Annotated in this window: 20 protein-coding genes; 1 reads left to right on the top strand and 19 read right to left on the bottom strand. The window is 41.1% G+C overall.

Annotated features, from left to right (window positions below):
• From GT641_RS00825 to GT641_RS00740, 18 genes are all read right to left on the bottom strand, one after another.
• Positions 1 to 1,185, bottom strand: coding sequence for a glycosyltransferase (locus GT641_RS00825; protein ID WP_161116594.1), 1,185 nt, complete (start codon positions 1,183 to 1,185; stop codon positions 1 to 3).
• Between the two features lie 49 nt (positions 1,186 to 1,234).
• Positions 1,235 to 1,981 carry a CDP-alcohol phosphatidyltransferase family protein gene (locus GT641_RS00820; protein ID WP_161116593.1) on the bottom strand — a complete coding sequence of 249 codons (747 nt, stop codon included), beginning with the start codon at positions 1,979 to 1,981 and terminating at the stop codon, positions 1,235 to 1,237.
• Between the two features lie 2 nt (positions 1,982 to 1,983).
• Positions 1,984 to 2,373 carry a glycerol-3-phosphate cytidylyltransferase gene (gene tagD, locus GT641_RS00815; protein ID WP_161116592.1) on the bottom strand — a complete coding sequence of 130 codons (390 nt, stop codon included), beginning with the start codon at positions 2,371 to 2,373 and terminating at the stop codon, positions 1,984 to 1,986.
• A gap of 62 nt (positions 2,374 to 2,435) precedes the next feature.
• Positions 2,436 to 3,533 carry a glycosyltransferase gene (locus GT641_RS00810; RefSeq protein WP_161116591.1) on the bottom strand — a complete coding sequence of 366 codons (1,098 nt, stop codon included), beginning with the start codon at positions 3,531 to 3,533 and terminating at the stop codon, positions 2,436 to 2,438.
• A gap of 44 nt (positions 3,534 to 3,577) precedes the next feature.
• Complete coding sequence (rfbC, locus tag GT641_RS00805) at positions 3,578 to 4,186, bottom strand: dTDP-4-dehydrorhamnose 3,5-epimerase (protein ID WP_161116590.1); 609 nt, start codon at positions 4,184 to 4,186, stop codon at positions 3,578 to 3,580.
• A gap of 22 nt (positions 4,187 to 4,208) precedes the next feature.
• Complete coding sequence (rfbB, locus tag GT641_RS00800) at positions 4,209 to 5,228, bottom strand: dTDP-glucose 4,6-dehydratase (RefSeq protein WP_161116589.1); 1,020 nt, start codon at positions 5,226 to 5,228, stop codon at positions 4,209 to 4,211.
• A 37-nt stretch (positions 5,229 to 5,265) separates the two neighbouring features.
• Positions 5,266 to 6,732, bottom strand: a complete 1,467-nt coding sequence (locus GT641_RS00795; RefSeq protein WP_161116588.1) for a sugar transferase — start codon at positions 6,730 to 6,732, stop codon at positions 5,266 to 5,268.
• Between the two features lie 228 nt (positions 6,733 to 6,960).
• The gene (locus GT641_RS00790) at positions 6,961 to 8,187 is read right to left on the bottom strand and encodes a UDPGP type 1 family protein (RefSeq protein WP_161116587.1); all 1,227 of its coding nucleotides are present in this window, start codon (positions 8,185 to 8,187) and stop codon (positions 6,961 to 6,963) included.
• 433 nt (positions 8,188 to 8,620) lie between these two features.
• A complete protein-coding gene (locus GT641_RS00785; protein WP_161116586.1) occupies positions 8,621 to 9,361 on the bottom strand; it encodes a glycosyltransferase family 2 protein in 741 nt (246 codons plus the stop codon).
• A gap of 26 nt (positions 9,362 to 9,387) precedes the next feature.
• On the bottom strand, positions 9,388 to 9,579 hold the full coding sequence (locus tag GT641_RS00780; RefSeq protein WP_008401390.1) for a ribbon-helix-helix protein, CopG family: 192 nt from the start codon (positions 9,577 to 9,579) through the stop codon (positions 9,388 to 9,390).
• A 23-nt stretch (positions 9,580 to 9,602) separates the two neighbouring features.
• Positions 9,603 to 10,346, bottom strand: a complete 744-nt coding sequence (locus GT641_RS00775; RefSeq protein WP_161116585.1) for a glycosyltransferase family 2 protein — start codon at positions 10,344 to 10,346, stop codon at positions 9,603 to 9,605.
• The gene (locus GT641_RS00770) at positions 10,347 to 11,807 is read right to left on the bottom strand and encodes an exopolysaccharide biosynthesis polyprenyl glycosylphosphotransferase (protein ID WP_243143656.1); all 1,461 of its coding nucleotides are present in this window, start codon (positions 11,805 to 11,807) and stop codon (positions 10,347 to 10,349) included.
• Positions 11,808 to 11,890: 83 nt separating this feature from the next.
• The gene (gene gatB / locus GT641_RS00765; protein ID WP_008401386.1) at positions 11,891 to 13,324 is read right to left on the bottom strand and encodes an Asp-tRNA(Asn)/Glu-tRNA(Gln) amidotransferase subunit GatB; all 1,434 of its coding nucleotides are present in this window, start codon (positions 13,322 to 13,324) and stop codon (positions 11,891 to 11,893) included.
• Between the two features lies 1 nt (position 13,325).
• On the bottom strand, positions 13,326 to 14,792 hold the full coding sequence (gatA, locus tag GT641_RS00760; protein ID WP_347475251.1) for an Asp-tRNA(Asn)/Glu-tRNA(Gln) amidotransferase subunit GatA: 1,467 nt from the start codon (positions 14,790 to 14,792) through the stop codon (positions 13,326 to 13,328).
• 19 nt (positions 14,793 to 14,811) lie between these two features.
• A complete protein-coding gene (gene gatC / locus GT641_RS00755; protein WP_008401384.1) occupies positions 14,812 to 15,099 on the bottom strand; it encodes an Asp-tRNA(Asn)/Glu-tRNA(Gln) amidotransferase subunit GatC in 288 nt (95 codons plus the stop codon).
• A gap of 598 nt (positions 15,100 to 15,697) precedes the next feature.
• Positions 15,698 to 16,906, bottom strand: a complete 1,209-nt coding sequence (locus GT641_RS00750) for an NADP-dependent isocitrate dehydrogenase (protein WP_008401383.1) — start codon at positions 16,904 to 16,906, stop codon at positions 15,698 to 15,700.
• A 112-nt stretch (positions 16,907 to 17,018) separates the two neighbouring features.
• A complete protein-coding gene (locus tag GT641_RS00745) occupies positions 17,019 to 17,999 on the bottom strand; it encodes a biotin--[acetyl-CoA-carboxylase] ligase (RefSeq protein WP_161116583.1) in 981 nt (326 codons plus the stop codon).
• 3 nt (positions 18,000 to 18,002) lie between these two features.
• Positions 18,003 to 18,473: a hypothetical protein gene (locus tag GT641_RS00740; RefSeq protein WP_119962973.1), complete on the bottom strand. Its 471-nt coding sequence runs from the start codon at positions 18,471 to 18,473 to the stop codon at positions 18,003 to 18,005.
• A gap of 436 nt (positions 18,474 to 18,909) precedes the next feature.
• Here GT641_RS00740 and GT641_RS00735 point away from each other — a divergent pair, with 436 nt between their 5' ends.
• Positions 18,910 to 20,256 carry an MATE family efflux transporter gene (locus tag GT641_RS00735; RefSeq protein ID WP_044945384.1) on the top strand — a complete coding sequence of 449 codons (1,347 nt, stop codon included), beginning with the start codon at positions 18,910 to 18,912 and terminating at the stop codon, positions 20,254 to 20,256.
• A 130-nt stretch (positions 20,257 to 20,386) separates the two neighbouring features.
• On the opposite strand, the gene GT641_RS00730 is transcribed toward GT641_RS00735, so the two are convergent.
• Positions 20,387 to 21,670 carry an adenylosuccinate synthase gene (locus tag GT641_RS00730; RefSeq protein ID WP_161116582.1) on the bottom strand — a complete coding sequence of 428 codons (1,284 nt, stop codon included), beginning with the start codon at positions 21,668 to 21,670 and terminating at the stop codon, positions 20,387 to 20,389.
• Positions 21,671 to 21,866: the final 196 nt, after the last annotated feature.

Genomic DNA, 21,866 nt, shown 5'->3' with positions numbered 1-21,866 from the left:
TTACTTTCCTTCAATAAACTCTTTAAAAAATAAATTTCGCTTTGTATCTAATAATTCTTTATTGAACTCCTTTGCTTTTTCAAACCCTCGCTTTGCTTCAAAAATCTGCTTATCTTTTGATTGCATTTCTTCTAAAATTCTTGCTAATTGTTTATAATTTCCTTTAGCGAATAAACATTCTCCAGATGCCAATTCATAATTACCACCAACATCAGAACATACTATAGGGCATGCTCTACTCATAGCTTCTACTAATGAACGACAAAGTCCCTCCATAAAACTTGACTGAACATATATGTCAATTGAATCCATCCAAGCAAATACCTCATCATGTGGCAGCACTCCTATAAATTCCACTTCTGTTTCCAAATCAAGCTTTTTTACTAATGCCTTAAGGTCTCTTCCTTCACCTGCTCCAATAAGTTGATATCTGAAGTTATGAATTCCCTTTTTCTTAAGTTCATATATTGCCCTTATAACATACTCCTGCCCTTTCCAACCTACATCTAAAAAAGCAGCAGTTCCAATAATAATTTCATCCTGATTATTTATTTTTTCTATTCTTCTTTGCAAAACACTTTCACTGATAACGGGCAATTCAACATCTGAGCAACCTAACATTCTGCCCTTACAAGGATATCTTTTTTGTAACGCTTCATTTGTAACGTAGATAGCATATTTAGATGGTTTTATTAATTTCCTATAACTTAATTCTTTAAATAAAGCTACACATTTTCCCCTGAAGCTATGATACCACATTGATTCCCATGCAAATCCTGTAACTTCTATCAAATATGGTTTATTATATTTACATGCATATTTTAACGCACTATTAGTATATATATTTCCTAACGATCTGATAATAACTTTATCCGATTCCTTAACAGCCTGTTCAATTGTACACTTTATCTTTTTACGCATAGATAAATTTATAATATTTTTTATTGGTCTGTATACATCTTTTAATTCGATATGTTTCGCTTTTTTTGTATCAAATGTGTTAAAACGCCGCATAGCTTCAGCAACATCATATACAGCTTCTTCTCTTCTTAATATAACGGTCAGTTCATCACAATATGATATATACCTGTTCCATATTGACTGATTAAAATTTGCATCTGTATAGATATTACCTTTATTATCTATTTTCCATCGCGAACCGCCTTGAATAAATAACAACTTCATGCTAAAACCTCTTCTTCACTCAATTACTACTTATATGTATTTTCTCCTTTTATTTAGCTGCTCTCATTGCTTTCTTTATATAAATTAATGTTGCAACCAAAAACGACATGCCATAATACATAAAACAGTAAATAATAATTATGTCTAATGCCCTAAAAATAGCTGCAATAAAAATAGCAACTGGTAACAGTCCTCCAACTCCTAACTCAGCTTCAATCCGCACTCTTAGACTTCCTACCTGACTATGGTCTGTCCGTATATCAGGTTCAACTTTAACAATTCCTCGGTCTGCCATATCACGCTCTGTATTTTTATATTTCTGATATATTAGACGCATAAGGGAATCAGAACTAGATGCCAATGCCCCTAGTAAAATAATCCATGGACAGTTTACAGGAATGAATAAACCTCCTTCAAAATAAACTGCAACCGAAATTGTTGTACACATCAATCCAACCAGAATATAGCTACTAATTCCATCTGCAAATTCACCAAAAGGTTGGCTTTTTACACTTCTGGCTAAATTACCATCTGTACAATCTAAAATTAACCATACGTTAATAAGCAACGCACCTAATATATGTAACCAATAAACATTTGGTAAAAAGCAGACACATGCCACAACCGCTACTATTGCTGAAAAATATGAAACTGTATTTGCCTGAATTCCGTAATTGGCACAAACAGCCGCTAGACCAAATGCTACTCTTCTATAAAAAAGCCTGCTTAATATAGGATCCTTTTTTCTCTTCCATTCAGGCATCGTTTCTTTAAAATATTTTGCTGTATACTTCATAATTACTTCAAATCCTTTTTTATTTGTGTTGTACTTATTTCTGGGGTTCTTGGTAAATACACAACCTCTACCCCTTCTTCTTGTAGAAAATCAAACTTTCCCTTCCAATCATCTCCTATAACAAATGTGTCTATATGATACTCATGTACATCTAATTTTTTCTGTTCCCAGTTTTCCTCTGGTATTACAAGATCAACATATCTTATTGCTTCTACTAATTGTTTTCTCTGTTCATATGTAAAATAACACTTTTTATGTTTCGCATTCCAATTAAATTCATCTGTCGATATCGCAACAATCAAATAATCTCCTAATGCCTTTGCTCTCTTTAAAAGATTAATATGACCATAATGTAAAAGATCAAAAGTTCCATAAGTGATAATTCGTTTCATTTTTTACTCCTTTATTATCTTTAATTCTATCTCAAAACTAAATTAGTATTAAAATCTATCTATTATTCCCTATTTTTTGCTAAAGCATTATACAGGTTCTCACATTCTGCAGAAACTCTTTTTGCATCAAACCTTTTTCTTACAGTCTCCATTCCGTTTCTAATTAATTCTTCTCTTTTTTTATTATTTTTTGATAATTCCACAACCTTATCTGCTGCTGTTCTCCAATCATCCATATCAACCAATAATCCATTCACATTATCTTGAATCAAATATGGAATAGCATCAACTCTGGTTGCAACTATAGGTGTACCTGTAAGCATATACTCAGGAATAGCTAATCCAAAGCCTTCCCACCTACTTAAAAGACATCCAACATTGAACCTACTCATATACGCCAATGGATTCGTTACCCAACCTGTAATCAAAAGCTTTACGCCAAATTTTTCAGCCATATCTTCAATTTCTTTTTTTCCCTCAATTGAACCTTCAACCACATCTCCAACAATGACAAAATAAGCATTTTCCATTTGCTTTTGAATTACATTCGCCATCTTTACAAAAATATCTGGTGCTTTTTGTTTACAAATTCGCCCAACCATTCCGATTACAAATGAATGTTCCGGGATTGCCAATTCTACTTTTTCATTTTTATATTCTTCTATATCTATACCATTGTAAATAACATGTAACTTATCCTCTTTACATATCTTTTCTCTTAATGCCGATTGTTTTTCTGCCTCAGAAATACATATAATAGCATCACAAAAATGTGCCATCACTCTTTCCAACACAACATATGCGTTTTGCATTCTGCTTTTCATATTAAAAGACCAACCGTGCGGATTATATATAACCTTTACATTAATCCCAATACAAGCCATACGCGTAAGTGCACCGGCAATAGAAGAATGAGCATAAACCACATCCGGTCTATATTTTTTTATTTTCTTTCTTAATATATGTGCTTCCTTTAATGCGCAAAATCCAATTTTATGCGTCATATGCATAATTTCTATATGATCAGCAAGTTTTTTATAATCTTCACGTTTATACAACTGTGATAGAATTAATATATTTTCACAAGTAGAATATTTCAGCAAACATCGTAAATACCGATCCACCCCGCCTATACATTCTGCCACATACAAAACTTTCACGTTACTTTATCTCCTTTTTATATGATATATGGAAGGAACATCATTTAAAACTTAAAAGTTTTGCTAATTTCTTCCCATTTCTGATCCTTTGCACTCAAATTAAGTGGCGTTCCATCTATAAGCACATAACCTTCCACGCCAGCATTGCCTTTATATTCGCCAATAACCTCTGGCCACTCAATACCAATCTCTGGATCATTCCAAGCCATTCCTCCTTCATCATTAGGATGCCAGAAATCATTCACCTTATAGCAAAACTCAGCTTCATCAGATAATACAAGAAAACCATGTGCAAATCCTTCTGGTATAAGAAATTGTTTCTTGTTTGCATCCGAAAGTCTTACCCCATACCACTTTCCGTATGTTTTAGAATCAGACCGGAGATCAACAGCCACATCAAATACCTCCCCGCGTACAACCCTTACCAGCTTACATTGCGGATACTGTTTCTGAAAATGAAGTCCTCGAAGAACACCTTTTGTTGACATGGACTGATTATCCTGTACAAATTTTACATTTATTCCAGCTTCCCTCATATCCCTTTCATTATACGTTTCCATAAAGTAACCTCTGCTATCTACATGAACAGCCGGCTCAATCACACACAAACCTTCTATGCCACCTACATCTGTCTCCACCTTTATTTGTCCCATTATTTAATAACCTCTTTTTATCTTATCTATTTTCATACATTTTTTTATAGTAATTCTGATATTCCCCTGAGATAATAGTTTCCCACCATTCTCTGTTTTCCAGATACCACTGTATAGTCTTCTTGACTCCATCCTCAAACTTTGTCTCCGGAAGCCATCCAAGTTCATTATGTATCTTTGTCGGATCAATAGCATATCTCATGTCATGTCCTTTTCGATCACCTACATGCGTAATAAGGCTCTCCGTTTTGCCAAGTTCCTTACAAATAATTTTTACAATATCGATATTTCGTTTCTCATTGTGACCGCCTACATTGTAAACCTCGCCTACTCTGCCGTTATGAATAATGAGATCAATTGCCTTACAATGATCTTCCACATAAAGCCAATCTCTTACATTAAGTCCCTCCCCATATACAGGAAGCGGCTTATCCGCCAGTGCATTTGCGATCATAAGCGGTATTAATTTCTCAGGGAAATGATATGGTCCATAATTATTTGAGCATCTGGAAATAGTCACAGGCAGGCCATAAGTACGATGGTAAGCCAAAACCAACAGGTCTGCAGCGGCCTTGGAACTGCTATACGGAGAGCTAGTATGAATCGGCGTCTCCTCAGTGAAGAACATGTCAGGGCGATCAAGTGGAAGGTCGCCGTATACCTCATCGGTAGAAACCTGATGATAACGCTGGATACTATACTTACGACAGGCATCCATCAAAACACTGGTACCGACGATATTTGTCTGAAGAAAAACCTCCGGATTTTCTATAGAACGATCCACATGGCTTTCTGCTGCAAAGTTTACAACCATATCTGGATGTTCTTCTTCAAACAGCTTATATACTCCTTCCCTATCACATATATCAAGCTTCACAAATCTAAAATTTGGATTGTCCATAACTGGTTCAAGAGTAGATAGATTGCCTGCATATGTCAGCTTATCCAGACATATTACTCTATAATCTGGATATTTTTTCAACATATGAAACACAAAATTACTTCCTATAAAACCTGCTCCACCTGTAACTATTATATTCATAATTAATTTTCTCCTACATTTTTAAATTTTCAATATATCACATCGACCCTTCGCCTTTCAACACAACACCTACTGTCTTGAACAATATCTTGATATCATTTGCCAGGCTCCATTCATCGATATACTTCCGGTCTAATCTTACAACCTCATCAAAATCCGTGATATTACTTCTTCCACTGACCTGCCAGAGTCCTGTGATACCCGGCTTGATCGCCATACGACCTCTGTGATGGGCGGAATACTTCTCCCATTCATCCTCTGTTGGCGGTCTGGTTCCGATCAGACTCATATCACCCTTTAACACATTGAAGAACTGTGGGAATTCATCAAGCGACCAGTCACGGATCCGGTTTCCGATGCCCTTCTTGATCGTACCATCCGGCAGCTTCTTGCAGCCGATGATTCGCGGATCATATTCCATCTTGAACATCATGCCATCCTTGACCTGATTCTGCTCCATCAGCTCTGCTTTTCGTGCTTCCGCATCCATATACATGCTTCGGAATTTATAGATCTTGAACTTCTTGCCATTCTTACCGATACGGTACTGGGAGAAGAAGATCGGTCCCGGTGATGCGATATAGATACATGGTGCAAGAATGATCGTAAGGATACCTGTAAAGATACATCCTACGATTCCACCAAGGATATCGATTGCACGCTTCACAAATGCCTGATACGTTGTTATATATGTAGTGCTGACGGTCAGTACATGATGACCAAGCTGTTTATCGAATACATACTGATAATCGGAGAGCTCTGCCGGTACACGCACCCGCACATGAACCGTGATTCCCATATCTGCAAACTGTCCCAGAAGATTCTCCGGAATATGCTTCTCAAATGGTATATTCACATAAACCTCATCTACCCAGCCATGCATGATCTGTTCCAGAACTTCGTCTGAATATGTATATATGCTAAGCTCCAAATCTGCATATTCTGTATTGTAGTTTTCTGCCTCGTCCTCAGTTGCATCTAATAATACAACACCTGCAACCCGATACAGATTATAGTATTCTGTACCCATTTCGGCAAGTAACGCATTCAGGTATTCTTTGACTGTCACAATTACAACGGATTTCTTTGCCACGCGATGTCTTCGTATATATTCCTTCCAGAGAAGCGTGATCATATAGCCCATAACCAGATATATCATGCCAAATAAGGCCATAACCTTTCTGGAATAGGCTGCGCCCATCTTCATCATGAACAGAACGAATACTGCCAGAAGTACAACCAGTACAGACTGCTTCACAGACGCAACAGCTTCACGGAAATATCCCCGTTTCAGCACGCCTTTATATATATGACATACTATGGTAACTAATAATTGAAATAATGTCAGAAGTACGGCTATTGTCCGATATAACTTACTATGATACGGATTTTCTGTTCCCATCCGTATAAAATATGCCATACAATAAGATGCATGCAGTGCTATCAGATTCAGCACTGTAAAATCAAGATGCTTTAACCAGCCCTGAGGCTCTTTTCTATACATTGTATTCCCTCATTTCCCTCATAAATGTGTTCATCATGTATCTTTATCAAGTCAAACTATATAAATTATAGTTGTTAATGTTTTAGAAATTCTTAACGTTTCTTAACCACTAACAACTATAATTCAATTCTTATTAAATGTCAATTTTCTACGTTTAAGTTGAGTGTAAAAATTTCCGGAAATAATACTATTATTTTAGGCAATTTTTCCAAAGTATTCGACGCAGTTCTACAACTTATATCCATTCTTCTTTAACAGCTCTCTCGCTGTCTCCGGCGAATCCACGCCCTCTGCATTCTTGATCGGTGCGAATTCATAGTCTCTGACAACCTCGAATGGCAGACAGTCATTCATAAACTGAAGCATATCAAGAGCAAGTGTCTCGAACTTATAGCCATTCGGCTCCGCAGGCTTTACCAACTCTTTTTTCTCATTCATATATGGAATAACTTTCTTTGCAGCATGAAGTGGCATATTCTCGTTTAAGAGCACCTTCAACTGATCAACCGGGAAGATATAATTTAAGATCACCCCATAGTTATAGGCATAGTCACCGTTTGTATTTTTCTCAAACCGCATATCATCTGTTAATTCATAATATTCTACGATATGTGGCTTTCCATCCAGATTACAAAGGACGCCCACACGTTCATACGGATCTGCTTTCTTTACTACCTTACCTGCCGACTGATAATCCTCCATCATCATCGCTCCAAGGAATACCGGGTCTGCGATCTTCTGTAAGACATTGTCTACAGCGAATACATTGATATACCGGATGCCTTCTTTATCAAGTTGTTCTACCAGTCCTGCCCGTTTCATGGATGAGAACCAGCCACCATTTCCATTTGGTGACAGGCAGATCTTTGATGGTGCTTCCATCAATATCTTTCCATTAAAATCAACGGATGGTACCAGCTCCTGTTTAAAGAAATGCAGATACTCCTCCTTATATCCAAAGTTCTTATGCTCTGCAAAGAAGAATGTCGTTGCTTCGTAGTTCTTATCACTGGTCATGATATAGAGATGGATCCATCGTCCAAGTGTCTTCACAACAGGCAAGATCGTCTTCACCTGACATTCGAAGATATATAGATCTCTCGTCAGTCCGATATTGTATGTGCCCTTCGGCCCATCAAATCCAAGTCTGGTTCCCTGACCTCCGGCAAGCATAACAAGAGCGAGCTGTCCTTTCTGGATCGCCGTCTCGCCAAGTACCTTGTAAGCGAATTCGTATTCTTTGATCGTATCAAGCGTTAATGCCGCTGTCGGTGTGATCGAGCCGGTCTTTCCGGCTGTGCCTTTTTCTTTTAACACATCAAACATCGAGAAGTCTATCTCGCCGATCTGTAACAGCAGGCTCTGCTTCTCTTCATCGTTTAGTTCATCATAATAGGCGAGCACATGCTCCTGTCCGTACTTTTTCAAAATTTCCAAAGCGTTTTCATATGTCATATATTTTCCCTCACATTTCTATGTCGCCACTATGTATGAGGTTAACTATACTATTATTCCGCAAAACGCTTCCGCTCTATCTTCGACGTAGCGGTACATAAGGCTGCAAAGGACGCAGCCTAAGTACCGACGCTCAGATAGGTTTGCTTCATAATATATAGCAAAACCTCATACTCGTGGCATTTACGTTATCTTGTTTTACACTGTCAGTTAATAACTATAGATACATTGTATGCAACAAACCGCGCTTTGCGGAATACAATATCTGCTTTACATAGCCAGTTAATGACTGCGGATATATTGTATGTAGCAAACCTCTCTTTGCGTCGGTACTTAGGCTGCGTATTTTGCAGCCTTATGTACCGCTACGTCAAAGATAGAGCGGAAGCGTTTTGCGGAATACAATATATCCGCAGTCATTAACGTCCGTTATTCAATGCATAACACGTTTTCTCACTTCTAACGTCTCTTTAAAGACCTTTGCTACATCCTTTAATCCAATCCTTCTTCCGCCCCTGCTGTCATCCCGGCTGTAGTTCAGCTCGATCGGAGCTTCGCAGATCTTTCTGCCATCTTTTGCTGCCATGGCAAGGATCTCAATATCAAATGCATATCCTTCTGCCTGCATCTGGCTGACGATTGGTTTGATCACTTCTTTTTTGAATAACTTGATACCGGTCTGTGTATCGTGAGTGTTCAGATGGAACATCATCTTTAACATCAGATAATATCCATAGCTCATAATCTTACGCAGCATCGGATAATGGAGCTTCGATTCCGGATGCAGCTTGGAACCGATCACGATATCGGCGTTCTGCTCCTTCATATCTTTTAAGAATCGTTTCAGCAGGATCGGTGGCAGTTCCAGATCGGAATCCAGAAATGCGATGTATCGTCCCTCTGCTGCTACGATTCCTGTCCGGATGGCATGTCCTTTTCCACCATTCGGCTGATACGAGATCCCCCTGATATGGGTATCCTGCATTTCTGCCCGGTGGATACACTCTGCGGTATTATCTGCACTTCCGTCGTCGACTGCTATGATCTCATACCGTTTGACGAAACCGGACAACACCCTGCTGGTTTCAAGCAGATTATCTGTTATATGTGTTCCTTCATTATAGGCGGGCATGACGACAGATAGTGTCACATCCCCTTCCTTATTTGTTTCCATGGTCAACGTTCTCCTGTCTGACAGTCTTATTCTTCTATGTTCGCCTGTTTTACGATACCGTAGACTGCCTCTCTGACGATTTCCGACATGGATACACCTTTTTGCTTTGCATACTTTGAAAGCAGTTCATGTGTATCTGTGTCGATTCTTAGTCTCAGAATTGTGTCTTTCCGTTTATCGGTCGGTCTTCCCGGACCTCTCTTGATTTCCTCTGCCATCTCCCTGCTCCGTTTCTTTTTATTTAAAGAAAATACTTCTTTACTCCATGTATCGCATATCCTGCAAAATATCCAAGTGACTTCACTGTTCCAAATCCCATCTTCCGGTATACCTGATACGTCATCTTTGCAGAATGTAATTTGGAACCTGATTTACTGTTCTTCACCATCCGGTAAAGCAGTAACGGTTCATTGATGCCTGCTGCCTCCCCATATTTCTTAAGGATCTGCAGCCAGCAGATATAATCCTCGTGAGCATCATCATCCCCCATCGGGAACTCTGCTGCCACCTCACGCTTCATCACTACGGATGAGCAGTTGATCACATTTCCATATAACATACCTTTATAAGTGATCTTCTCCGGTACCGGCAAGATCCGCCCGGTATGGGTTCCGTCCTCTTCCATCAGTTCTCTGGCAGTTGAGGATAATACCACTCCGGTCTTCTTCATAACAGCAAGCTGCTTTGAGAGCTTTCCCGGCCGCCAGATATCATCGGAATCTAAGAATGCTACATATTCGCCCTCTGCAAGTTGCACACCTTTATTTCTCGTTGCTGCTACGCCAAGATTGGTTTCATTCTTATATAGTCTAACCTGTGGATTGCTTTTATATTCTGCCAAGCACTCCGTCGGATCCTCCGGCGAACAGTCGTTGATCACTATGATCTCTGATATCACATCCTGACAAAGTGCGGAATCGATTGCCTGTTTAATTGTTCTACTGCAATTATATGCCGGAATGATCACGGATACTTCTGGTTTCATTTACTTCTTTTCCTCTACACTATAGAAGGCATCCTCGGCTTCATCATGCGGATGCTTGATGCCTGTTTTCTTTGTCTTGTCTTCACGGATCGCTGTCGTCTGATTTGCATCGATTCCTTCCGTGTTCTCCTTCTGGAATAAGATCTTGAAGGTCAGCAGGATCAGCTTCAGATCCAGCCATAAGGAATACTGCTCATAATATGTCAGATCAAGCTTCACCTTATCTCTCGGTGTGGTGTTATATTTACCGTAGACCTGCGCATATCCGGTAAGTCCGGCTTTCATCTTCAGACGATAATCGAATTCCGGGAAGGTCTCCCTGTACTGCGCTGCGATCTCCGGACGCTCCGGTCTAGGACCTACGACTGACATATCACCCTTTAAGATATTAAAGAGCTGTGGCAGCTCGTCTAAGTGTGTGGCACGGATCACACGGCCAACCGGTGTGATTCTGTCATCATGCTTTCTTGCAAGCTGTGCGCCATGTTCCTCGGAGTCCATCCGCATACTTCTGAATTTCATGATCTTGAATACCCTGCCATTTAGGGTCAGACGATCCTGTTTATAGAATACAGGGCCTCTGTCATAGAGCTTGATCGCAAGTGCGATCAGGATCATAAACGGTGAAAAGATAATGATCATGATCAGGGATACGATGATATCCATCAGACGCTTGAAGATCATATCTTCTCCTGTCAGTCCCTGGTTTCTGGATAATAATAACGGTGTATCAAACAAATGGATTGGTTCTGCTCCTAAGATAATGATATCCGATAACTTCGGTACCACATACGAACGGATTGAATGCTCGAAGCAGTATTTTACCAGTTCGTTTCTGATATATGCCTTTGTCTCACAAAGGATAACACCATCGTACTGTAAGATTTTTTCTTTTAATGCTTTCTCACCTTCACTGACATGAATACGGTCAGCAATGATGTATTTGTCTTTTCTGGCATTGATCTTATCAATGAATTCGGTCGGTGTCTTATATCCGTAGACAAGCAGTAAATGTCTCGGTGGATAGAACTTGCGGTACATCATCCTGCAGACAAATACCCATATAAATATAATTATAATCTCTAAGAATGTAAGCTCGATCATGTTCAGTGCCGGCAGATAATTACGGGCAATGATACACAGCTCGACATAACCTACGATATTTGCACAGATCAATGATAATATTTGTGAAAAGAGAACATCCATCACCCGGAGGAAGCCTACTTTATAACCACCATACAGCTTCGTAAACAGATAAATGATAATCGCATACATACCGATTACCGCCCAGTTACCTTTGTTCCAGAACGGAATCTGGATAGCCTGAGTATTATCTGCATATTCGGTATACCACATTCTCGCAAACAGCAGTACTTCCGCAGCTAACAGAAGCACGCCTTCCGAAAATGTGATAATACGTTTGTAAATGTCTCTCTTTCTCACATGTCTGGTTTCTTCCATATCAATCTCCATCCCACCATGAGAGGTGGTCATCAGGTGGATATGCCACCTGCTTTCTCTTCATTTTTTTCTATTGGTATCGATTATTTTAACAGCTCACGGAGCATCTGGTTTACGGATGCCGGATCTGCCTTGCCCTTCATTGCTTTCATGGTCTGTCCGACCAATGCGCCAAGTGCTTTTTCTTTTCCGCCACGGAAGTCTTCGATTGCTTTTGGATTATTGGCAATAACTTCTTCTACGACCTTACGGAGTGCACCTTCATCATTTACGGTGGCGAGTCCATGTTCTTTTACATAGCTTTCCGGTTCGATATCATCTGTAAATATCTTCTCGAATACTTCCTTTGCGACATTGCTGTTGATGGCTTTCGCATCTACCATCTGTATCAGCTTTGCAAGGTGCTCTGCGCTGAATGACAGCTCATCTGCATCGATGGAATGTTCTTTCATCAGACGCATGGTCTCTCCCATCAGCCAGTTGGATACCTTCTTCGGATTTGCTCCGAGAGCGATCGTCTCCTCGAAAAGGTCTGCCATCTTCTTTGTATTTGTAATGATATCTATATCATAGTCCGGGATATCATACTCTTCTTTATACCGGATCTTCTTCTCATCCCGGAATTCCGGCTGACGGCTTCGGATCTCCTCCATCCACTCGTCACTGATCTGTACCGGTACAAGATCCGGATCAGGGAAATAACGATAATCCTGTGCATCCTCTTTGGAACGCATAGGATATGAATATTCCTTGGTATCATCCCATCTTCTGGTCTCCTGTACAACCTTTTCACCTGCCTCGATCAGGTCGATCTGACGTTCTCTCTCGTTCTCGATCGCATGGGCGATAGCCTTGAATGAGTTCAGGTTCTTTGTCTCTGTTCTTGTTCCGAATTCTTCTGCTCCGACTTCACGAACAGACAGGTTGACATCGGCACGCATCGAGCCTTCATTTAACTTACAGTCTGATGCTCCGAGATACTGGATGATCAGACGTAATTTCTCAAGATAAGCAATTACTTCTTCCGCCGAACGCATATCCGGCTCAGATACGATCTCGATCAGAGGCACACCGGAACGATTGAAATCAACCAGAGAGCTGTCTGTATATGGATCATGTACCAGTTTACCTGCATCCTCTTCCATGTGGATCTCATGGATCCTTACGAATTTCTTCTTGCCCTCTACTTCGATCTCTACCTTTCCGTTTCTGCAGATCGGGTAGTACAGCTGAGAGATCTGATAGTTCTGTGGATTATCCGGATAGAAATAATTCTTACGGTCAAATTTACAGTTCTGTGTGATTGTACAGTTGGTTGCAAGACCGACAGCAACTGCTTTTTCTACTACCCCTTTATTCAGTACCGGAAGGGAACCCGGCATACCGGTACATACCGGACATGTATGTGTATTCGGTGCACCACCAAATGCGGTACTGCAGCCGCAGAATATCTTCGTCTTTGTCGCAAGCTCTACATGAACCTCCAGACCGATCACGGTTTCGTATACTTTACTCATCTTACAGACCCCTTTCTGCTACAGCGGCAGGCTGCTTGTACTCTCTTGTCTGCTCAAATGCATATGCCGCCTGAATGATTGCTTTCTCGTTAAATGCATCTCCTACCATCTGGACACCGATCGGCATGCCGTCTTTGTCGTATCCGCATGGAAGGGAAATACCCGGAAGTCCTGCAAGGTTGACCGGAACGGTGTATACATCGCCCAGATACATCTTGATCGGATCGGATAAGGATTCACCCATGGTCAGTGCAGTTGTAGGTGCAACCGGACCGAGGATGATATCGTATTTTGCAAATGCTTTATCATAAGCCTGTTTGATCAGGGCTTTTACCTTAAGTGCTTTTACATAGTATGCATCATAGTAACCGGATGACAGGGTAAAGGAACCTAACATGATACGTCTCTTTACTTCTGCGCCGAAGCCTTCGGAACGTGTCTTCTTATACATGTTGTGAAGGTCTGTGTACTCTGCTGTACGATAGCCGTATTTTACGCCGTCGAAACGTTCCAGATTCGAGCTTGCCTCTGCGGATGCAATGATATAATATGCAGGAATTGCATATTCTACCATACCAAGGTCAAATTCTTCCACGATCGCACCTTTTTCTTTTAACACTTCAGCTACATGGTACACAGCATCCTTGATCTCAGGATCCAGGCCTTCTGTGAAATAGTCCTTTGGAAGTCCGATGCGCATACCTTTTACATCGTCCTTTAATGCGCTTGTAAAATCATTATCCGTACGTTCTACAGATGTAGAATCTTTCTTATCATACCGGGAAATGATCTCTAATATCGTTGCACAGTCTGTTACATCCTTTGCAAGTGGTCCGATCTGGTCAAGAGATGAACCATATGCAACCAGACCGTATCTGGATACTCTGCCGTAAGTTGGCTTGATTCCTGTTACACCACAGAATGCTGCCGGCTGACGGATCGATCCACCGGTATCGGAACCGAGTGCACACGGTACTTCTTCTGCTGCAACAGCGGCTGCTGATCCACCGGAAGAACCACCCGGAACTTTATTTGTATCCCATGGATTCTTTGTCTCGCCATAATAAGAAGTCTCGGTTGTACTTCCCATTGCGAACTCATCCATATTTGTCTTGCCTACGATCACGGCTCCTGCTTCCATTAATTTCACAACAGCATCTGATGTATAGGTCGGTACGAAGTTTGATAAGATCTTGGATGCGCAGGTGGTAAGTACACCGTTCTGACACATATTATCCTTGATCGCGATCGGCACACCTGCCAACGGGCCTGTCAGCTCGCCGCTGTCGATCTTCTTCTGTATTTCTTCTGCCTGTTTGAATGCACCTTCTTCATCTACGGTGATAAAACAGTTATATTCTTTGTCGTATGTCTTTATATTCTCGATGCAGGCTTTGGTTGCTTCCATAACGGAAATCTCTCCGGCCTTGATCTTCTTTCCAAGCTCTACTGCTGTCATACTCATCATATCCAATGTCCGTTACCTCCTAATCAAATGTTCTTGGCACCTTATAGCAGCCATCTTTCTGCTCCGGTGCATTTGACAGCATATTCTCCCTGTCGTCGCCATTTGTTACTTCATCTTCACGGAATACATTATTATAAGAAAATGTATGGCTCATTGCTTCCACATTCTCAGTGTCCAGTTCGTTTAACTTACTTACATAGTCAAGCATATCTGACATATCTTTCTTTGCCTGCTCCTTCTCCTCATCGGAAAGCTCAAGCTTCGCCAGAATACCTACATAATCGATTGTTTCGTCTGTAATAACCATGGTATGTCTCCTTGTCTGGTTTTTATTAGGCAATTGCAATACTACTCTTTACTATGTTTGGATACTTTTGACCTTACCAATCAGGGGACGCTTTCGCTCGTTTCGGTCTGCAGCGGTACTAAGATGCCGCTTATGCGCCATCTAAGGACCGGCGACCTCAAATGCCCCTGTATTAGTAAGTCAAAGTATCCAAACAACATTCAGACTATTGTTTTCGCAATTGCCTACTATTATTTATAGTACCACAAAATTAGTTAGAGTGTACCACATAACTCCGTTGTTTGCAAGTCTATGTCCAAATGAAGTCGTCCTGCTGTTCAGCAACAATTGTCCATTCAAAATATTTCATTTATGACAAAAAATGGAAGAATGAATTACTATTATGAAGCAAGCCTGTCCACTCTGTGTAACTTCGAACTAATCTCGACAAAACCTCGATAAGATCTCAGTTATTCATGTCGGTACTTAGTGAACTGCTGAATGCAGTGAACTTAGAACCGCTACATGAAGATAGAGCGAAAGCGTCTTGCGTAATAATATGTAATCATTCTTCCATTTTTATGTCATCATTTATTAAATGGACAATTGTTGCGTCCTTTTATAACATGCCCTCTAAGGTCTCACGGATAGCCTTGATGAAGTTCTCGCTGTTTAATACAGTTGGATTCTCAAGGGTTGTGATAAGTGCAAGATCCTTTGTCATCTTTCCGGATTCGATCGTTGCGATCGTTGCTTTCTCAAGCTTGTTTGCGAAATCAACCAGAGCGTCGATGCCATCGAGTTCACCACGTTTTCTAAGTGCGCCTGTCCATGCAAAGATTGTTGCAACAGAGTTTGTGGATGTTTCTTCACCCTTTAAGTGCTTGTAGTAGTGTCTCTGAACTGTTCCGTGTGCAGCTTCGTACTCATACTTTCCATCCGGAGAAACCAGTACAGATGTCATCATGGCCAGTGAACCAAATGCAGATGAGATCATATCACTCATTACGTCACCATCGTAGTTCTTGCATGCCCAGATGAATCCACCCTCGGATTTCATAACTCTTGCTACAGCATCGTCGATCAGTGTATAGAAATATTCAATACCTGCTGCATCGAATTTCTCTTTATATTCTTTATCAAAGATCTCCTGGAAGATATCTTTGAATGTATGGTCGTATTTCTTTGAGATCGTATCCTTGGTTGCAAACCAGATTGTCTGCTTGATATCCAGCGCATAGTTGAAGCAGCATCTTGCAAAGCTTTCGATTGACTTATTGATATTGTGCTGTCCCTGGATCACACCCGGTCCGTCGAATTCATGGATCGTCTCTTTGATCACTGTGCCATCTGCACCTGTGAATACCAACTCAGCCTTACCGGCACCCGGAACCTTGATCTCTACATTCTTATATACATCACCATATGCATGTCTTGCGATTGTAATAGGAGCCTTCCAGTTCTTTACACATGGCTCAATGCCCTTTACGATGATCGGTGTACGGAATACAGTTCCGTCGAGGATCGCACGGATCGTTCCATTTGGGCTCTTCCACATTTCTTTCAGGTCATACTCTGTCATACGTGCAGCATTTGGTGTGATCGTTGCACATTTAACAGCAACGCCATACTTCTGTGTTGCATATGCGGAATCAAATGTTACCTGATCATTTGTCTCATTTCTATATTCAAGTCCCAGATCGTAATATTCGGATTTCAGATCGATAAATGGGTAGATCAGTTCATCCTTGATCATCTTCCAGAGAATTCTGGTCATCTCGTCTCCATCCATCTCTACTAAAGGGGTAGTCATTTGAATTTTTTCCATCTTGCTCGTTCCTCCATGTTCTTTTATTATAGTTCTAATTACTTACCTGTTTTTATACACGCCTAGAATTATACATGAAAAATGTTGCTATTTCCAGCTTTTTGAAAGTTTTTTACACATATCCGTAAATTCCACGCACGGACACTTCCCCGGATATAATGATCGACTCCTGTCCATCTTTATCCTTCACACGAAGTCCTCCATTTGGTGCAAGTCCGAGGGCTGTGTATTCTGTCCGGTTATATCCTTCGATCACATAGACCTGTTCATCCTTGTTCACAAGGATGGAATTATATTCATCCAGCATGAACTGAAGATCCTGACATTTGACAAATGCGTCATACAGCTCTTCAAAATGATTTGCCACACTAGCGACCAGTTTGCTTCTGTCACAGCCGGTTCCGTTTTCCAGCTTGATCGACGTCGCCTTGTCTGCCAGTTCTTCCGGAAATTCCATCATGGATACATTGATGCCGATACCTACAACTGCATATTTGATATCCATACCTTCCGAACTCATCTCTGTAAGAATGCCACAGATCTTCTTGCCGCCGACTACAACATCATTCGGCCATTTGATCTGTGCCTGCAAGCCCGCTGTATCTGCAAGAGCACGCGCCGTTGCGAGTGCCGACAGGATCGTAAGTCTGGATACATTCTCGATCGGCACATCCGGACGGAGCAGAAATGTCATGGCTATGCTGGTTCCCTTCGGGGTGCTCCATGCCCTTCCTCTTCTTCCTCGTCCTGCATTCTGTTCATTTGCAACAAACAACGCTCCGTGTGTTCCATCTGACTCTCCTGCAAGCTTTGCCCGTATATTTGTGGAATCCGTCTCATCATAATAATACAGTTCTCTTCCGATCACCGATGTCGTGAGTGCTGCCTCTATCTTCTCTTTCGTAACGATATCCGGCTCTCCGACCAGACGATAGCCTTTATTATTTACTGCATCTATAATGTAACCTTCTGCCTTTAAGGCATTGATATTTTTCCAGACAGCGGTTCTCGAGACACCTAATTTCTCACAGATTGCCTGACCGGATATATAATCACTGCTCGTTCGAAGCAGCGCAAGGATTTTTTCTTTCATGATTTACCTTCTTTCTGTCTCACTTTCCTGATAAATTCCCATCTTCTTTAACAAATGATAATAGATTGCATCGCACTTCTCACGTTTACCGCTAAACGGCAGTACGAATTGCTCTTTTCCTATATCTATCTTTAATATGTAATATGGCAAATGTGGATCAGGAATGACCAGATTCACATTTGTAATCTTATCGTATGGTGTATGATAGGATTTCCTTCCCTTTTCTATTACCAGTTCATCGTCTTCAAAACGATAGGTCAGATCAAATGCCGATTTGCGAAATGAAGATTTCACAAGCATCAATCCATATGCCGCAAGTGCAAGTCCAAATGCCAGCTTGAATATCCGTCCGCCGGTACTGCCATGTGTTTTGATCATTAACAGAATAAATGCTGCTCCGATAGCAACAAAAAAGACACCCACCATCCGGTATGCAATTCTGGTTGCTCTGTTTTTCTTTACGGTATGCTGCATGTGTTTTCCTCGTTCTTTCTGTATATTTTCTGTTCTCTATTATATTTTCTACAGTCATAAAAAGCAAGCCGGAGTAAACATGACATTTTGTACTAAAACCATCGACAAAAAACATGATTTTTACCAGATTGATTTTTCTTATAAAAAGAAGTAATATCCAGTATGCATTTAGAATATGGAAGTCGTTGCGGGGTGTTGGCCGGAGCCATACAGACATTGCCAACAGGGAACGCTTCCGCTCGTTTCGTCCTGCAGCGGTACTAAGATGCCGCTTATGCGCCATCAAGTACCGGCGGACTCAAATGTCCCTGTATTGGCAAGTCATATGGCTCCAGCCAACACCCCGCAACGACTAAACTAACACAAGGAGGTAAAATCATTGAAAAACTTACTGAAAAAAATTAACGGTTCCAGGGATCTGACTGAAGGCAATCCTATGAAACTGATCTTGAACTTTGGACTGCCATTATTATTTGGGCTTTTATTCCAGCAATTTTATAACATGGTCGATACGATCATCGTTGGTAAATTTCTGGGTGTCGATGCACTTGCAGCCGTCGGCTCAACCGGATCGATCAACTTTATGATACTCGGTTTCTGCATCGGTATCTGCAATGGTTTTGCCATCCCGGTTGCTCAGGCCTTTGGAGCAAAGGACACCGATAATATGAAGAAGTACATTACAAACTGTGTCTGGGCTTCGATCTTCTTCGCTGCCGTTATGACAGTTGCAGTCGGAATTCTTACCAGAAATATTCTGATCTGGATGAAGACACCGGACAGCATCCTGGATCAGGCATTTATCTACATATTTATTATATTTATGGGAATACCTGCAACCTTCCTTTATAATATGGTTTCCGGTATCCTGCGTTCTCTCGGCGACAGTGTAACCCCTGTTGTCTGTCTGATCGCATCCTCCCTGTTAAATATCGTACTGGATATCCTGTTAGTTCGTCCGATGGGTGTCGCCGGTGCTGCTGTTGCAACCGTTGTTGCACAGGCAATCTCCGGTGTCGGCTGTCTGATCTATATGTGTAAGAAGCTCGGATATCTTCATTTTACAAAACAGGACTGGGCATTTAGTATGCGCCACTGTCTGACCTTATGCGGTATGGGTGTTCCGATGGGGCTTCAGTATTCGATCACAGCGATCGGCAGTGTTATTCTTCAGGCTGCAGTTAATTCGATGGGTGAATCCGTTATCGCTGCCGTATCCGCCGGAACAAAGATTTCCATGTTCCTCTGCTGTCCGTTTGATGCCATGGGATCGACAATGGCAACCTACGGCGGACAAAATGTCGGTGCTAAGAAAATGGATCGTGTGGATGCCGGCTTAAAGGCATGTATCAAACTCGGTATTGTCTATGCGATTCTTGCATTTGTATTTATCCTGTTATTCGGCAAGAATCTGGCACTGCTTTTCCTGGATGCAGAAGAAACAGAGATCATCAAGCTTGTATATTATTTCCTGCTTGGCAACTCAGGAGCTTACATCCTGCTTGCCCTTGTAAATATCGTCCGGTTTATGATTCAGGGACTCGGCTACTCCGCATTTGCCGTTATCGCAGGTATCTGTGAAATGGTTGCCCGTACGATCGCAGGCTTTATCCTGGTACCAAAATTCGGTTATGTCTTTGTAGCACTCGGCAGTCCGCTCGCATGGATATTTGCAGATATCTTCCTGATTCCTGCCTATATCTATGTTGTAAAACGTCTTCGCCGCAAGTTCGGTCAGGAGACCCCGGCGATGCTGAAGCGTTGTCAAAAGAACCTTGCATAATATATTCTAATACAGCTTTTTCCATATAATTAAAAAACCATACCGGCAGCATATATATTTTTTATGTGATTTACCTATTCACCCAAATATATATGCTGTCGGTATGGTTTTTCTTTTTATTTCTTATTTATTATTTATTTCTGTAGATAATGTCGGTTCTCTTTGGTCCGTTTGAAACCATAGTGATCGGATATCCGATATGTTTCTCAATGAACTCAATGTAGTTTCTGCAGTTCTCCGGAAGATCTTCGTAGTTCTTGATACCACGGATATCTGTCTTCCATCCCGGCAGAACCTCATATACAGGCTTTGCTTTCTTTAACTTAGCTGTTGTAGGGAAGTCTGTTGTTACTTCACCATCGATATCGTATCCGACACATACAGGAATCTCATCCAGATAACCCAGTACATCAAGTACGGTAAATGCTACATCTGTTGTTCCCTGCATACGGCAGCCATACTTGGAAGCTACACAATCGAACCATCCCATACGTCTTGGACGTCCGGTTGTTGCACCGTACTCACCGCCGTCACCACCACGACGTCTTAACTCATCTGCTTCATCTCCGAAGATCTCGCTGACGAATTCACCGGCGCCTACAGCACTTGAATATGCCTTTACTACTGTTACGATCTGCTTGATCTCATATGGAGGGATACCGGCACCGATCGCACCATAAGCAGCCAGTGTGGACGATGATGTAACCATAGGATAAATACCATGATCCGGGTCCTTTAATGTTCCAAGCTGACCTTCTAACAGAATTGTCTTGCCATCTTTGATCGCCTCATGAAGATATGCGGATACATCACATACATATGGCTCTACGATAGCCTTGTACTCCATCAATGTTTCATATACTTCATCTACTGTAAGAAGCGGCTTCTTATACAGATACTCAAGCAGAACATTCTTGGATGCGATAACTCTGCTGATCTTATCCTTCAATTCTTCCTCTGTGTCAAACAGTTCGCTTACCTGGAAACCGATCTTTGCATATTTGTCTGAATAGAATGGTGCGATACCTGACTTTGTAGATCCGAATGACTTACCGGCCAGTCTCTCCTCCTCGTACTCATCAAACAGAATGTGATATGGCATAACCATCTGTGCTCTGTCTGAGATCAGGATCTTTGGCATTGGGACTCCCTTTTCTACGATGCTGTTCAGCTCTTTGAACAGAACCGGGATATTTAATGCTACACCATTTCCGATAACACTTGTTGTATGATCATAGAAACAACCGGACGGAAGTGTATGCAATGCAAATTTACCATAGTCATTTACAATTGTGTGACCTGCATTTGCACCACCCTGAAATCTGACAATAATATCAGATGTTTCCGCCAGCATATCTGTTATTTTACCTTTTCCTTCGTCGCCCCAGTTGGCTCCGACAACCGCTCTTACCATATTTTTATCCTCGCTTTCATGGCATTTTCCCGGAAATATCTTCCGAAATTGAACTCAATTACTTTTATATTATAGCATGTATGTATTATAAGTAAAATCGATATTAATTATATATAACATAAGTTGTACTTATATTTATTCTTTACAAATACACAGGTTCGGTTTACACTTTAAATACAACAATTAGCATAACTGC

It is taken from the genome of Clostridium sp. BIOML-A1 (assembly GCF_009874105.1).
Classification (GTDB): Bacteria; Bacillota; Clostridia; order Lachnospirales; family Lachnospiraceae; genus Coprococcus.
This window is presented reverse-complemented; position numbering and strand designations above follow the sequence as displayed.